At 55.7% G+C, this 13,610-nt stretch carries 17 protein-coding genes; 8 read left to right on the top strand and 9 right to left on the bottom strand.

Annotation, left to right across the window (positions count from 1 at the left end; all coding sequences use genetic code 11):
* Nucleotides 1–42: 42 nt before the first annotated feature.
* Nucleotides 43–999 (bottom strand): LysR family transcriptional regulator, encoded by a 957-nt coding sequence (locus AACY09_RS01400; RefSeq protein WP_339487046.1) that lies wholly within the window; start codon nucleotides 997–999, stop codon nucleotides 43–45.
* Between the two features lie 167 nt (nucleotides 1,000–1,166).
* On the opposite strand from AACY09_RS01400, the gene AACY09_RS01395 reads away from it, so the two are divergent.
* Nucleotides 1,167–1,922 (top strand): sulfite exporter TauE/SafE family protein, encoded by a 756-nt coding sequence (locus AACY09_RS01395; RefSeq protein ID WP_339485623.1) that lies wholly within the window; start codon nucleotides 1,167–1,169, stop codon nucleotides 1,920–1,922.
* Here AACY09_RS01395 and AACY09_RS01390 read toward each other — a convergent pair.
* Nucleotides 1,912–2,766, bottom strand: coding sequence for a LysR substrate-binding domain-containing protein (locus tag AACY09_RS01390; RefSeq protein WP_339485622.1), 855 nt, complete (start codon nucleotides 2,764–2,766; stop codon nucleotides 1,912–1,914). The two genes, AACY09_RS01395 and AACY09_RS01390, sit on opposite strands and share 11 nt — an antisense overlap.
* A 96-nt stretch (nucleotides 2,767–2,862) precedes the next feature.
* On the opposite strand from AACY09_RS01390, the gene AACY09_RS01385 reads away from it, so the two are divergent.
* The 4 genes from AACY09_RS01385 to queF all read left to right on the top strand — a co-directional run bounded on the left by AACY09_RS01385 (nucleotide 2,863) and on the right by queF (nucleotide 6,079).
* Nucleotides 2,863–3,105: a DUF1127 domain-containing protein gene (locus AACY09_RS01385; RefSeq protein WP_339485621.1), complete on the top strand. Its 243-nt coding sequence runs from the start codon at nucleotides 2,863–2,865 to the stop codon at nucleotides 3,103–3,105.
* Nucleotides 3,106–3,210: 105 nt separating this feature from the next.
* The gene (locus AACY09_RS01380; RefSeq protein ID WP_339485619.1) at nucleotides 3,211–4,455 is read left to right on the top strand and encodes a winged helix-turn-helix domain-containing protein; all 1,245 of its coding nucleotides are present in this window, start codon (nucleotides 3,211–3,213) and stop codon (nucleotides 4,453–4,455) included.
* A 66-nt stretch (nucleotides 4,456–4,521) separates the two neighbouring features.
* The gene (gene pyrF / locus AACY09_RS01375; RefSeq protein ID WP_339485618.1) at nucleotides 4,522–5,220 is read left to right on the top strand and encodes an orotidine-5'-phosphate decarboxylase; all 699 of its coding nucleotides are present in this window, start codon (nucleotides 4,522–4,524) and stop codon (nucleotides 5,218–5,220) included.
* A 28-nt stretch (nucleotides 5,221–5,248) separates the two neighbouring features.
* Entirely contained in the window at nucleotides 5,249–6,079 is an 831-nt protein-coding gene (gene queF, locus AACY09_RS01370) for an NADPH-dependent 7-cyano-7-deazaguanine reductase QueF (RefSeq protein WP_339485617.1), read from the top strand.
* A 222-nt stretch (nucleotides 6,080–6,301) separates the two neighbouring features.
* Here the strand turns inward: queF and AACY09_RS01365 are convergent, their stop codons facing one another.
* The 4 genes from AACY09_RS01365 to AACY09_RS01350 all read right to left on the bottom strand — a co-directional run bounded on the left by AACY09_RS01365 (nucleotide 6,302) and on the right by AACY09_RS01350 (nucleotide 8,418).
* Complete coding sequence (locus tag AACY09_RS01365; RefSeq protein WP_339485616.1) at nucleotides 6,302–6,568, bottom strand: DUF4404 family protein; 267 nt, start codon at nucleotides 6,566–6,568, stop codon at nucleotides 6,302–6,304.
* A 160-nt stretch (nucleotides 6,569–6,728) separates the two neighbouring features.
* Nucleotides 6,729–7,283, bottom strand: a complete 555-nt coding sequence (locus tag AACY09_RS01360; RefSeq protein ID WP_445323756.1) for a phosphonate degradation HD-domain oxygenase — start codon at nucleotides 7,281–7,283, stop codon at nucleotides 6,729–6,731.
* Nucleotides 7,280–7,897 (bottom strand): HAD family phosphatase, encoded by a 618-nt coding sequence (locus AACY09_RS01355; RefSeq protein ID WP_339485615.1) that lies wholly within the window; start codon nucleotides 7,895–7,897, stop codon nucleotides 7,280–7,282. The genes AACY09_RS01360 and AACY09_RS01355 overlap by 4 nt, the downstream gene beginning before the upstream one ends.
* Nucleotides 7,898–8,001: 104 nt before the next feature.
* Nucleotides 8,002–8,418 (bottom strand): acyl-CoA thioesterase, encoded by a 417-nt coding sequence (locus AACY09_RS01350; protein ID WP_339485613.1) that lies wholly within the window; start codon nucleotides 8,416–8,418, stop codon nucleotides 8,002–8,004.
* A gap of 104 nt (nucleotides 8,419–8,522) precedes the next feature.
* Between AACY09_RS01350 and AACY09_RS01345 the strand changes: the two genes are divergently transcribed.
* On the top strand, nucleotides 8,523–9,227 hold the full coding sequence (locus AACY09_RS01345) for an MlaA family lipoprotein (protein WP_339485612.1): 705 nt from the start codon (nucleotides 8,523–8,525) through the stop codon (nucleotides 9,225–9,227).
* An 80-nt stretch (nucleotides 9,228–9,307) separates the two neighbouring features.
* Here AACY09_RS01345 and AACY09_RS01340 read toward each other — a convergent pair whose 3' ends face one another.
* A complete protein-coding gene (locus AACY09_RS01340) occupies nucleotides 9,308–9,607 on the bottom strand; it encodes a PilZ domain-containing protein (RefSeq protein ID WP_339485610.1) in 300 nt (99 codons plus the stop codon).
* 212 nt (nucleotides 9,608–9,819) lie between these two features.
* Between AACY09_RS01340 and rssB the strand changes: the two genes are divergently transcribed.
* Complete coding sequence (gene rssB, locus AACY09_RS01335) at nucleotides 9,820–10,983, top strand: two-component system response regulator RssB (RefSeq protein ID WP_339485608.1); 1,164 nt, start codon at nucleotides 9,820–9,822, stop codon at nucleotides 10,981–10,983.
* Nucleotides 10,984–10,991: 8 nt separating this feature from the next.
* Nucleotides 10,992–11,474, top strand: coding sequence for an anti-sigma factor antagonist RssC (gene rssC / locus AACY09_RS01330; RefSeq protein ID WP_339487044.1), 483 nt, complete (start codon nucleotides 10,992–10,994; stop codon nucleotides 11,472–11,474).
* Between the two features lie 97 nt (nucleotides 11,475–11,571).
* Here the strand turns inward: rssC and tal are convergent, their stop codons facing one another.
* Nucleotides 11,572–12,492, bottom strand: coding sequence for a transaldolase (gene tal / locus AACY09_RS01325; RefSeq protein ID WP_339485607.1), 921 nt, complete (start codon nucleotides 12,490–12,492; stop codon nucleotides 11,572–11,574).
* Between the two features lie 54 nt (nucleotides 12,493–12,546).
* Nucleotides 12,547–13,560 carry a tRNA dihydrouridine(20/20a) synthase DusA gene (dusA, locus tag AACY09_RS01320; RefSeq protein ID WP_339485605.1) on the bottom strand — a complete coding sequence of 338 codons (1,014 nt, stop codon included), beginning with the start codon at nucleotides 13,558–13,560 and terminating at the stop codon, nucleotides 12,547–12,549.
* Nucleotides 13,561–13,610: the final 50 nt, after the last annotated feature.

The raw sequence follows: 13,610 nt of genomic DNA, 5'->3' as shown, positions 1-13,610 counted from the left end.
TGTACGAAAAGTCGTGGAGTGCAGGCACTTTTCGTGCAGAGCCTAGTGATGATTCAAGCCGCTTTGCAAGGCGCTGTCCCAGGGCGGCACTGGGCCAAAGCGCGACTTGAGGAACTCCAGCAGCAGGCGACTGCGCGAACCGGTTTCGCGGTCCAAGCGCAAGGCGTATATGCCGCTCGGTTCAGGGGCTGGCAGGCCGTCATCACAGAACAGCGGGACTAATTCGCCCCGCAGCAAATGCTCGCTGATCAACCATGTGGGTAAATGGGCGATGCCCAAGCCGGCGAGGGCGCTGAACAACAAGGTTTCAGCGTTGTTGGCAGTCATGCGCATGCGCTGTGGTTTGAAGATATTGAGCTTGCCGTCTTGCTCGAATCGCCATGCATAAGGGGGCGCCAAGCTGTCCCAATCAAGGCCATCGTGCTCGATAAGCTCACTGGGTTTGCGCGGAATACCGCGTTGGGCCAAGTAATCCGGGCTGGCGCATACTATCCGCACGAGCGGCGACAGCGCTGTGGCGACCAAGCGGGTGTCCTGCAACGGGCCTATCCGCAACACCACATCCACTTCACCCAAATGCGCACCATGCAGGTCAATAAAACTGTCGATCAACCGCAGTTGCACATCCAGGCCTGGATAGGCCAAGAGAAAGTCGGCAATTGCCGGGGCCAGATGGCGACGACCGAACGGCGAGGGTGCGTCAATGCGGATCAAGCCTTCCGGCTCGCTGCTCAGCGAAACCGCTTCGGCACGGGCCAGATTCAACTCATTGAGAATACGTTTGGCTCGCTCGGCAAATGCGATACCCGCCGGGGTTACCCGCACTGCATGAGTGGTGCGACTGAACAAGCTGCTGCCCAGCGATCGTTCCAATGCATCAATGCGCCGGGCCACTGCTGAAGGGGTTAACGGATGACGCCGTGCGGCGGCGGAGAAGCTGCCGGTTTCGAGCACGTCTAAAAACACGATTAGCTGATGGGTCAGGGCATCTGGATTCATATTGGCGTCTATTCCCGTTTTGTCACGCGCTGCACTGCAGCGGACAAGCTCGTCACGCCGAGCTTGTTTGTGCGATGTAAGCACAGCCATTGTGCGCTGCTATGCGTTTCCAGACTAGTAGCAAGGCTATAGCATGGACGGCGTCCATCAGCGGATTACAGTGATTTATGAGCCTGTTTGATTTTGTAATTAATGTCGTCTTGGGGGCCATGCTCGGCTCATTGGGCGGCTTGTTCGGTATCGGCGGTGGTTTGATCGCCATTCCTGCGTTGGGGATATTGTTCGGTCTCGACCAGCAACTGGCCCAAGGCACCGGGTTGGTCATGGTGGTGCCCAATGTGTTGTTGGCGTTATGGCGTTATCACCAGCGCAACCGCATCGATATTCGCCATGCTTTGACCTTGGCAATCAGCAGTTTTGCTTGCGCCTTGCTCGGCGCAGGCTGGGCGGTAAACATCGATGCAGACCGCATGCGTGTCGGCTTTATTGTGTTTTTATTTGCGCTGGCGGCGTACAACGTTTCACGTCTATTTTACCGTCCGGTTCCAGGCAGTACTGAGCTGCGCCACCCTTGGCCCTGGTTAGGCGCACTGGGTGGCGGCGCAGGCTTGCTCGGTGGTTTGCTTGGGGTCGGCGGTGCGGTGGTTGCCACCCCGGTATTGACCAGTGTGTTTGGCACCACGCAAGTCGTCGCCCAAGGCTTGTCTTTGGCGCTCGCGGCGCCGAGCACAGCTGTCACCTTGGTGACCTACGGGCTGCATGGGCACGTGAACTGGATGATGGGTTTGCCGCTGGCCATTGGCGGCCTGCTCAGTATCAGTTGGGGCGTCAAGCTGGCCCATGCGCTGCCCGAGCGCGTATTACGCGCCTTGTTTGCCGGGTTTTTGGTGCTCTGCGCGGTGCTGCTGGCGTTTAAAGTTTAAAACCTTCAATGATGTGCTCCGCCAGTGTTTCAGTCACTGGCGACTGTTGCTTGCTATTGCGCAACAACACGATGCTGGCCATCGGCATCGGCGGTAAGCCTTCAGCTTCCCCGAGGATGCGCATATTCGGGGTGATCAAACTCTGCAATTGCGCGGTGACTGCAAGCCCGGCACTGACCACCGCTAAAATTGCCGAGAGGCTTGGGCTGGTGTAGGCCATGCGATATTCGCGCTCAATTGAATCCAGCGCATTGCTGGCCCATGAGCGGCAAAAACACTCTGAGTTGAACATAGCCAGTGGCAGCGGGTTTTGTTCATGGGGGCTAAAGCCTTCCGCCTCTGCCCAGACAATGTGTTCTTGACGCAGTATCTGGCCGATCTCAGTGCCGGGCTCGCGCGTGACAATGGTCAGGTCCAAGTCTTGGCGCTGGAGCAATTGGAATGAGGGTTCGCAGTGCAATTCGACCTGAACCAGCGGGTAGGCCTGGGCAAAGCGCGACAGAATTCCCGGCATAAAACGCATTACGTAATCGTCGGGTGTACCGATGCGCACTGATCCGACCATATGCGGCTCGCGCAAGGTTGTCATCACTTCACCATGTAACTTCAGAATGCGCCGTGCATAACCCAGTAGCACCTGGCCCTCTGCGGTCAGGCTGAGTTGACGGCCGTCACGCTGAAACAACGGGCGCTGCATCACGTCATCTTCTAGACGCTTCATCTGCATGCTGACTGCTGATTGCGTGCGGTTAACCACCTCGGCCGCACGGGTAAAACCGCCGTAGTCGGCAATCGCGACAAAGGTACGCAGCAGTTCACTGTCGATGCTGGGGTAGTTGGCCATTGATCAATCTCAGAGATGTATTGCATAAGAAACATTCGTTGGATTGATCATAGGCCAAGTTGGAGACTGTCGCTATCCCTAAAGGAGGGCGACAAAATGAAAACTCAAAAAGGTTATGCAGTCGCAGGTGTCTGGTCAGCAAAGGGCCTCTCGGTTCGCGGGTATGCCCAGCTTGTTTGGGCGCAAATCAAGCGTTGGAATCAACTGGCCAAAGAGCGCCAGCAACTGGCGACTTTGGGTGATGCGGCGCTTAAAGATATTGGCTTGAGTCGTGCCGATGTCATGCAAGAAACCGAGCGTCCGTTCTGGGATGACCCGTTCAAGTCGTCGTCTAAATGAGTGTTTGCTGTGCTGAACAGGTGCAATGATTCATGCAGTTGTGCCTGTTCAGGCTTGACCTAATCCTCTAGGGTAAAGCGCTAGGCTTAGGTTGAGGAAAACAGCATGTGCGAAACCCAATCGCTAACGCTTAAGCAGGCACGCCGCGTGGCGTTGGCTGCCCAAGGTTTTAATGCACGACAACCTAAATCGGTTAAAGCGACTCATCTCCATGACGTTATCGAGCGTCTGGGCGTGGTGCAGATTGATTCGGTCAATGCAGTGGTGCGTTCGCACTATCTGCCGCTGTTCTCCCGCCTCGGCCATTATTCGCAATTGCTGCTTGAACAGGCCGCCTGGAGCGCTGGGCGCAAGCGCAAATTGTTTGAGTATTGGGGCCATGAAGCCTCGTTGTTACCCATGTCGATCTATCCGCTGCTGCGCTGGCGCATGCAGCGCGCAGAGCAGGGCGAAGGCATTTATCAGCAGTTGGCGAAATTCGGTCGTGAACAACAGCCGCTGATTCGTTCGATTTTGCAATCGGTCAAAGAGCGCGGTGCCTTGGGCGCTGGCAGCTTGGCGGCGGGGGACAAATCGACAGGGCCTTGGTGGGGCTGGAGCGATGAAAAGCATGCGCTGGAGTGGTTGTTTGCCGCGGGGCATGTCACGGTCGCCGGTCGCAATAGTTTCGAGCGCTTATACGACTTGCCGGAGCGAGTTTTACCCGCCGAGGTCCTTAACCATGTGGATATCGATGAAGCCTCTGCCCAGCGTCAGTTGCTAATGCATTCTGCTCGTGCACTCGGGGTTGCCAGTGAGCTTGATCTGCGCGACTACTTTCGTTTGGATGCGCGCGACAGCAAAGTGCGGATCAACGAATTGCTTGAGGCCGGCGAGCTCACGGAAATTGCGGTGCAAGGGTGGAGCAAACCGGCGTATCACCCGACTGACAGCCTGAAAATCCCGCGCAAAGTCACGGCCAGTGCCTTGCTGTCGCCATTTGACTCTCTGGTTTGGCAGCGACAGCGCACCGAGCGCTTGTTTGACTTCCGTTACCGCTTGGAAATCTACACCCCGCAGCAAAAGCGTGTGTATGGCTATTACGTGCTGCCGTTTCTGCACAATGAACAGTTGCTGGCCCGGCTTGATCTGCGCACCGTGCGGTCCACCCAGTGCTTGGTGTTGCATGCCCTGCACAGCGAACCGGGCGGGTTGGATGACAGTGCAATTGCGGCCATGGCTGAGCAGTTGCACAACATGGCGGCCTGGTTGGGGCTGTCCTATGTAGAGGTCAAATGCCAGCGACCTGAAGCAACACGGCTGCAAGCGCAATTGACGCTTATTGGCGGTCAGTCAGTCGGTGTCCGATGAATCAGGCGAAAACTGGCGCCCGCTTGGGCTACAATGCGCGGCGAAATTGACCACGAGAGCCCAACCATGTCCGACTGCCAGACTCCAATCATCGTTGCTTTGGATTTCCCGACCCGTGATGCCGCCTTGGCGCTGGCTGATCAGCTCGATCCTAAGCTGTGCCGGGTCAAGGTCGGCAAAGAGTTGTTCACCCGCTGCGGTCCTGACATCGTTGCGGCGCTGGGCAATAAAGGCTTTGAGGTGTTTCTCGACCTGAAATTCCACGACATTCCCAACACCACTGCCATGGCCGTTAAAGCGGCGGCCGAAATGGGGGTGTGGATGGTCAACGTGCATTGCTCGGGTGGCCTGCGCATGATGAGCGCGTGCCGCGAAACACTCGACAGTTTGAGCGGCGCCAAGCCATTGCTGATCGGTGTGACTGTGCTGACTAGCATGGAACAGCAGGACCTGGCAGGCCTCGGCCTTGATGTGGCCCCGCAAGAGCAAGTGCTGCGTCTGGCGGGTTTAGCGCAACAAGCGGGGATGGATGGTCTGGTCTGTTCGGCGCAAGAGGCACAAATCCTTAAGCAGCGCTTTGCTCAACTGCAATTGGTGACGCCTGGTATTCGCCCGGCGGGCAGTGCGCAGGATGATCAACGTCGCATTCTTACGCCAAGTCAGGCCATGGCGGCGGGCTCAGATTATTTGGTTATTGGCCGGCCAATCAGCCAGGCCGCTAATCCCGCGCAGGCGCTGATTGACGTTGTTGCCGAGCTGGCTTAATTCGCTGCATGTTTCTCAGGTAATCGATATGCATCCTGCTGCTGAAGATTCACCGCTGGGTAAATCCAGCGAATACATTGCCACTTATACGCCGTCGCTGCTGTTTCCCATCCCGCGCGCGCCCAAATGGGCTGAGCTGGGGTTGAGCGCAGAGACGCTGCCGTATCAAGGTGTGGATTTCTGGAATTGCTTTGAATTGTCTTGGTTGCTGCCTTCGGGCAAGCCGGTGGTGGCGATTGCTGAGTTTGCAATCCCTGCCGATTCGCCAAACATCATCGAATCAAAGTCATTCAAGCTGTACCTCAACTCGCTGAATCAAAGCGTATTTGCCAATGCCGATGCACTGGCTGAGGTGATGGTCAAAGACTTGTCTGCGGCGGCCGGCAAGCCGGTGTCAGTCAAGGTTCGCAGCCTTGATGATGTGGCTGCCGATGGCGTCGCGAAACTGCCGGGCCTGTGCATTGATGATGCCGACATCCGCATCAGCAACTATGAGCAGCCTCAACCGGAACTGCTACGTTGCGATGCGCAGCGTGTGGTGAGCGAAACCCTGTACAGCCATTTGCTCAAATCCAATTGCCCGGTAACCGGACAACCCGATTGGGGCACGGTGGTGATCGAATACCGTGGGCCAGCGTTGGATCAAGGCAGCTTGCTGGCTTATTTGGTCAGCTTCCGTCAGCACGCCGACTTCCACGAGCAGTGCGTTGAGCGGATCTTTCTCGACATTCAGCGTCTGCTCAAGCCTGAATCATTGACCGTGTATGCGCGTTACGTGCGTCGTGGTGGCCTGGATATAAATCCATACCGCAGCACAGCAGCGATTAATCCAGACAATCGCCGGTTGGTCCGCCAGTAAGTAATCGAGTCCGGGTGGCCAAGCCTCGCGTTGACCCCCTACGACGGCCGTCATTGCCGGTCGCAGATATATGCTGGTGCTTTGCGCTCGTGTAGCTCGTGTAGGGTGGATGACGCTTTTTTCATCCACCATTTCCACCGGCACATTCGAGTATGGGTCGAACCATGGTGGCCATGCTGCGCGTCACCGCACCCTATGAATGTCACACCTTCAAGACTGAGCTTAGATCCCCATATTGGCAAGGCTTTGCACAATATTGCGCAAGGTGCTGGCCAGCGTCGGGTGGCTGACTTCAAAGCGTTCAACGGCCAGGTTAACGCCATCCACCAAGGTTTCATCGGGTGCAGTTGCAGCTTCACGCGCCAACTGCAGTTCGATTTCTTGGGTCAGAGCATCTAGTTGAGCACGTTCTTCCATGCTTAGCGGCGTGTCTTGCGATAACTGCTCACGCAGTTCATCGAGTTGCTGCTGCAAACGGCTGGCAGGCATGTGGAGCTCCCTTTACGAATAGATAAAACATAGACCTTGCCTAGCGGCGAAAGATCCATAGCCATTAGATTCAGGATAATCCACCTGCGGCCGTTTGCGTTCAAGCTTTGTCACAATTTATAAGGGCAGCCCGGTGATAAGGGCCGCCAGGGCACGGCGTTTAGTTGGCTGCGAGTATCGCTTGCTCAAGGTGCGGATAAAAATACTCAAGGTTTGGGGTTTTCATTTGCGGGTCCTTGCCCAAATCATCCAGGCGCCGCAGGGTGAGCGCATCCTGTGCGTAAGGCGCCCGCAGAAACGCTTCTATCTCGCGATCATTAAAGGGTCCGCCTTGCAGTTGCAGGCTTTCGCGCGAAGCCTTGGAAAGGGCGGCGTGATACAGCGGGTCGACTGCGCACAAATAGCGTTTGGCGGCGACATGCAGGCGAATAGGTTGCCAGACAGAGTCGGCAAACAACGCTCGCAGTAGCTCGGCGCCGCGTTCTTCATGACGCAAGTCCTCGCTTTGGCCGCTTTCCGGGTCGTCGAGTAAGTGGCCAACATCGTGCAGCAGTGCGGCGACAATCAAGCTGTTGCTGCAACCCGAGCGCTCGGCAAAGGTCGCGCATTGCAATGCGTGCTGAGTCTGGCTGATCGTCTCGCCGTAGGGCAGGTCGCCACGACTGACAAATAACATGTTGAGTTGCTTTTTGAATTGGGTCAGGCACAGGCTCACGGCCTTTCTCCTTTAAGACGGCGAAGGTTTAGGTCACTCAAGCACGGGCCTAGTTCTGTCAGTTGATCGGTTACGGCATGCACGCCGAGGCGATACAAGGCCAGTGTCGCCTGCGCGCGCAGTTGCTCGCGCTCAAGGGCTTCCAGGTTTTGCCAGTCGCTCAGGGTTTTGCCACAAAGTTGTCCGCAGGCCGCCAGGCCAATGGTCCATAAGCCTGCATTGAGTCCTGCCTGGAGTAAGCGCGGTTCACTACTGATCAGCACGCAACCGTCAAGTTGACTGACATTCAGCGCCATCAAGGCTTGCCAGCAGGCATCAGGTGCTGGCCACGAACGGGCAGGGCGATTGCAGTTCTTTATCCACTCAGGCAGCTTGCTGCTCAGTTCGGTGCAGGCTTGCTTGGGCAATTCATCCAGCCAGGCGCAGGGCACATTGTGCTGCTTTAACTGATTGAGCAGTTCGAGCGCTCCCGGGGCGAGTTCGCTAAATTCGTTCCATCCATTGGGCGCAGTTGCACCGCGGCTGGGCTCTGCCTGAGCGCCAAAATCGACTAGGCAGCCGCTCAGGCCAAATAACACGGCTGTGAATTGCGGGTGAGTTGCAGGGGCGTTCATTCCGTCGTCCTTGAAATGGTCTAGTCCAGAGCATAAAGACCGAAGGTGACGGAGATATGAATCTTAGATGACAAACTCAGCGTCTTTGCCGCAGGCGCTTTTGTTCAGGTTGGCCATTCGAGCTGATTGCGCAGATGCTCCGGGAGCGACACCGATGTATTGCTCGCATGATCAACCCAGACCAGCTTGCAGTGACCCTCGCCATAGAGGGTGTCGGGGTCTTCAACCGTTGTAAGGCGATGCTCAAGCACCAGGCTGCTGCGGCCAATCGCGCCTTTGAACAGCTCGATTTTGACGGTGGCGGGATGGGTCACCGGTTTCAGGTAGGTGTGCAGCGTTTGTAAAACCACAGGTGCAATCGCGGCGCTATCGAGGCTGATCCCGGCGCATTTGAACCACGCCACTCGAGCTTCTTCCAGATATTGTAAGTACAGGGTGTTATTCACATGCCCGTAGCTGTCCATGTCGCCCCAGCGAACCGGGATCAACGCGGTGTGAAGTACTTGCTTGTTTTCAGCCATCTTCAAAGGTCGCTATGCTGCCACAGTAGGGTGATTAGCATTATACTGCGCGGCTTTACAGGTTGGCTCCGAGTGCGGCGCTTAATTTTCAAGGAGATGGATTAATGCGAGTAACCAGAAAAAGCTGGTTGGAGCAACTGAGCCTATGGGCAGCCTGCGCAAGCATGGCGCTGCTTTCAGTTGCCGCGCAGGCCGCGGAAGAGGATGACCCGTGGATTGGCTATAACCGTGTGATGTTTAACATCAACGACACGGTTGACACCTATACCCTCAAACCATTGGCCAAAGGCTATCAGGCGATTACGCCGCAGTTTTTGGAAGATGGCGTGCATAACTTCTTTAACAACATTGGTGAGGTCGGCAACCTGACCAACAACCTGTTGCAGGGCAAGGTTTATGACGCCGGCATTGATACCAGCCGTTTTATTTTCAATACCACCATCGGCCTGCTTGGCTTTGTCGATGTAGCCACGCGCATGGGCTTGTCGCGTAACGACGAAGACGTCGGCCAAACCTTGGCTGTGTGGGGCGTTCCGAGTGGCCCTTATGTGGTGCTGCCGCTGTTTGGACCGAGTACGGTGCGTGACGCTGCTGCCCGCGTGCCTGACGGTTTGCTGGCCACAGGCTTGTTTATCGACCATGTGCCGACGCGTAACGTTGTTTATGGCGTCAACCTCGTCGATACCCGCGCCAGCCTGTTCCCGGCTGAGCGTCTGATCGTTGGCGACCGCTATACCTTTGTTCGTAACGCTTATTTGCAGAACCGCGAGTTCAAGATCAACGACGGCGAAGTTGAAGACGATTTTTAAGGCCTAAAAGCCGCTCGATAAAAAGGCGCCTTCGTGGCGCCTTTTGCTTTTTAACTGTTTGAAAATATTTCGTCGGCGCGCTAGCGCATCGAGATTACGTTAACCCCAATGATTTGCCTGTCGTTTTCACCGCTGCTGACGCGTACCACTTCCGCTTCAGCCACAAGGCCTTTTAACTGGGGATGCTCGGATTCGATGTTTATTTTGACCTGATCGCCCACCTGCAGATCGCAAGCAGCCTCCAGCTGCATGCCCGAGGCAGAGAGGTCGCGGCACAGTGCTGGTATCGCTTGGCCGGCGTGGTGCAGGGTTGCAGGGGTCTCTACTTGCATACGAATGAACTCGCGTTTTTCACTGTAATCATGATTGGCTTGGCTCATACCGACTATCCTCTTGTTACTGGGACTTGTTCCTAAGGTTTATAGCCCCCCTATGTTTAGGGTGTAAAGAAGCTTCTTGCGATCCGGGGGTGCTTGAATCGAGGTACGGATGGGAGTACCGTCTGCGCCTTAATCCGAACCGAGTGCGCGCGTGCCGGTCTTGGCTTGACGTATAGGTCAACCAACCGCGACGCTGTTTGCCTGGATACCCCATGCAGAAAACCAGTGCCACCCTGCTTATCATTGATGACGACCAAGTCGTCCGCGCCAGTCTTGCAGCTTATTTAGAAGACAGCGGCTTTATTATCCTGCAGGCCGAGAATGGGCTGCAGGGCTTAGAAGTCTTTGAGCAGAAAAAGCCGGATTTGGTGGTGTGCGATTTGCGCATGCCTCAAGTCGATGGTTTGGAGCTGATCCGTCGCATTAACGCCTTGGGCTCCGAGACGCCAATTATTGTGGTCTCCGGCGCTGGCGTGATGACTGATGTGGTCGAAGCGCTACGCCTTGGCGCAGCCGATTACCTGATCAAACCGCTTGAAGACCTCGCCGTGCTCGAGCACTCGATCAACCGTGCGCTTGATCGCGTGCGCCTGCGTCTGGAAAACAAGCACTACGCTGAGCAGCTCGAAGCCAGTCTGCACTTGTTGCAAGAAGACCAGAATGCCGGTCGCCAGGTGCAGATGAATATGCTGCCGGAAACGCCGTGGGAGAGTAATGGTGTGCATTTTGCGCATCAGATAATCCCTTCACTGTATTTATCTGGCGACTTTGTTGATTATTTTCGCGTTGATGATCGGCGAATTGCCTTTTATCTGGCCGACGTATCCGGGCATGGCGCCTCATCGGCGTTCGTCACCGTGTTGCTCAAGTTTATGACCACCCGCTTGCTCTATGAGTCGAAGCGGGCAGGGCGCTTGCCAGAATTCAAACCCTCCGAGGTGCTTGGGCATATCAACCGTGGCTTGATCAACTGCAAGCTGGGCAAGCATGTGACCATGCTCGGTGGGGTCATTGATGAAGAAACTGACACCTTGATCTACAGCATTGGCGGCCATTTACCGCTGCCAGTGATGTTTAGCGACGGCAAGGCCAGCTACATCGAAGGTCGCGGTCTGCCGGTTGGCTTGTTCGAAGAGGCGGAGTACAGTGACCAAAGTATGCAGCTGCCGAAAAATTTCAGTCTGACGTTGTTGTCGGACGGTATTCTTGATTTGTTGCCAGGCGATACCTTGAAAGACAAAGAAACCGTGCTTCCGCAACTGGTTACCAAGGCGGGCGGGACCCTTGAAGGTCTGCGCGACGTGTTCGGGCTGGCCAACCTGGCAGAGATGCCGGATGATATTGCATTGCTGGTGTTAAGCAGGAATCTTGCATGAACCCTGGGATAGGCCCTGGTCGAATCCAATTCGCAGAGCAGGACGGTACATTCGTCCTCAAGTTCATAGGTGAAGTACGCTTGACCCTGTGTTCAGCGCTCGACCACACGATCGAAAAAATCTTCACATCAATGAATTTTTCCGCGATCGTTATCGACCTTACAGAAACGCGCAGTATCGACAGCACCACTTTGGGCTTGCTGGCGAAGCTGTCTATTTTGTCGCGGCAAAAAGTGGGTTTGCTGCCGACAGTCGTTACCACGCACCCAGACATCACCCGGCTTTTACAGTCGATGGGTTTTGATCAGGTGTTCAATATTGTCGATCGGCCGATTCCCTGTCCTGAAGCGTTGGATGACCTTCCTTCACAAGACCAGACCGAAGAGGTGGTTAAAGCCAAAGTGCTTGAGGCTCACCGGATTCTGATGGGTTTGAATGACTCCAATCGCGCAGCCTTCCATGATCTGGTCAATGCGCTAGAGCACAGCTAACAGACTTCGCACACAAAAAAACGGGGCTCAATGCCCCGTTTTTTGTGTGCGCTCCCTAGGGTCTGGCAGCGCGAAGCGTGCCCACCCCAAGTAATACTTATTGACTCAATAACAGCTCAAGCTTTTGTTGGTCCTTGGCAAACTGACGAATACCTTCTGCCAGCTTTTCAGTGGCCATTGGATCTTCGTTCATCGCCCAACGGAACTGCGCTTCGGTCAGGGTCTGCTTGGCTTCGCTGTTCGCACCGGGGTTCAACTTGCGCTCCAGGTTGCCTTGATCATCGGCCAGTTGCTGCAGCAGGTCCGGGCTGATGGTCAGGCGATCACAGCCGGCCAAATGCTCTATCTGGCCGAGGTTGCGAAAGCTCGCACCCATAACCACGGTGTTGTAGCCGTTGGCCTTGTAGTAGTTGTAGATGCGCGTAACCGATTGCACGCCGGGGTCCGCCATGCCAACAAAATCACAGCCTTCAGCTTTCTTGAACCAGTCGTAGATGCGTCCTACGAAAGGTGAGATCAAGAACGCGCCCGCATCGGCGCAGGCCTGAGCCTGGGCAAAGGAGAACAGCAAGGTCAGGTTGGTTTGCACGCCGGCTTTCTCAAGCTGTTCAGCGGCCTGAATGCCTTCCCAGGTGGAGGCGATTTTGATCAAGATGCGCTCGCGACTAATCCCGGCTTTGTCATAGAGTTCAACCAGCCGCTCAGCGCGGCGCAGTGTCGCCTCGGTATCAAAGGAGAGGCGTGCATCGACTTCGGTCGAAATACGCCCTGGAATAATCTTCAGAATCTCTTGGCCAACGGCAACGCCAAAACGGTCGCAGGCAAGGTTCAGGTCGCCATTACAGCCTTCAACCGAGCTTTTCAGCAGGTCCGCATAACGCGGCATCGACGCAGCCTTGAGCAGCAGCGATGGGTTGGTGGTTGCATCGACCGGCTTCAGGCGGGCAATAGCATCTAGATCGCCAGTATCAGCGACTACGGTAGTGAACTGCTTAAGTTGATCGAGCTTGCTAGTCATGACGAACCCTTGTCGTTGCAGATCCCCTGACATTACCCGAGGGTGAATCTGGGCTCAATGTCCTTGGAGCAATTGAGCGGCTTGATCGAACAATGCCAGCGGGTCACTGGCTTTATGAATATCCACTGAGAGCAATTGGCGAAAGCGCCGTGCGCCCTTAAAGCCTTGAGCCAAGCCAAGCATATGTCGCGTAACGTGGTGCATCGCTGCACGGTCTTCCAATAAGTGCCGGGCAATATAGTCACGCATACTCAACATGGCGTCCATGCGACTGATTACCGGCGCATCGCTGGCAAACAGCGCCTGATCAACCTGAGCCAAGAGGTAAGGGTTGTGGTACGCCTCACGACCGAGCATCACACCATCGAAGGTTTCAAGGTGGGCCTTGCAGTCTTCGAGGGTTTTGATGCCGCCATTGAGGATCAGTTCAAGATCGGGGAAGTCTTTCTTCAACTGCGCCGCTACGTCGTAACGCAAGGGCGGTACTTCGCGGTTCTCCTTCGGCGATAGACCCGAGAGAATCGCAATTCGTGCATGTACCGTGAAGCTCTTGCAGCCTGCGTCGCGAACGGTGCCGACAAAATCACACAGCTCGGCATAACTGTCGCGACCATCAATGCCGATGCGATGTTTCACCGTCACCGGAATATCAACCGCGTCGATCATGGCTTTGACGCAATCGGCCACCAACTGCGGATGCGCCATCAGGCAGGCACCAATCATATTGTTCTGCACCCGGTCACTGGGGCAGCCGACATTGAGATTCACTTCGTTGTAACCCACATCCTCAGCCAGCTTGGCACACGCCGCCAAGTCCGCTGCATTGCTGCCGCCCAACTGTAACGCCAGCGGATACTCGGCCACATCGTGACGCAAAAATCGCTGCGTATCACCATGCAGCAACGCACCGGTGGTGACCATCTCGGTATACAGCAAGGTATGCGCCGACAACTGCCGCAGAAAGTAGCGGCAATGGCGGTCCGTCCAGTCCATCATAGGTGCCACACTAAAGCGGCGGGACAGGTTAGGCGGCGTGGTTGTTGGCTTTGAGGCGGTATCTTGAGGCATTTTGCTCTGCGTGTAATCGGTAGGTTTCGGGGCGCTTTATAAGCGTAGAG

The organism is Pseudomonas sp. EL_65y_Pfl2_R95, from assembly GCF_963971045.1.
In the GTDB taxonomy this organism is placed as follows: domain Bacteria; phylum Pseudomonadota; class Gammaproteobacteria; order Pseudomonadales; family Pseudomonadaceae; genus Aquipseudomonas.
The sequence above is the reverse complement of the archived record's forward strand: the minus strand, read 5'-3'. Positions and strand labels throughout refer to the sequence as shown.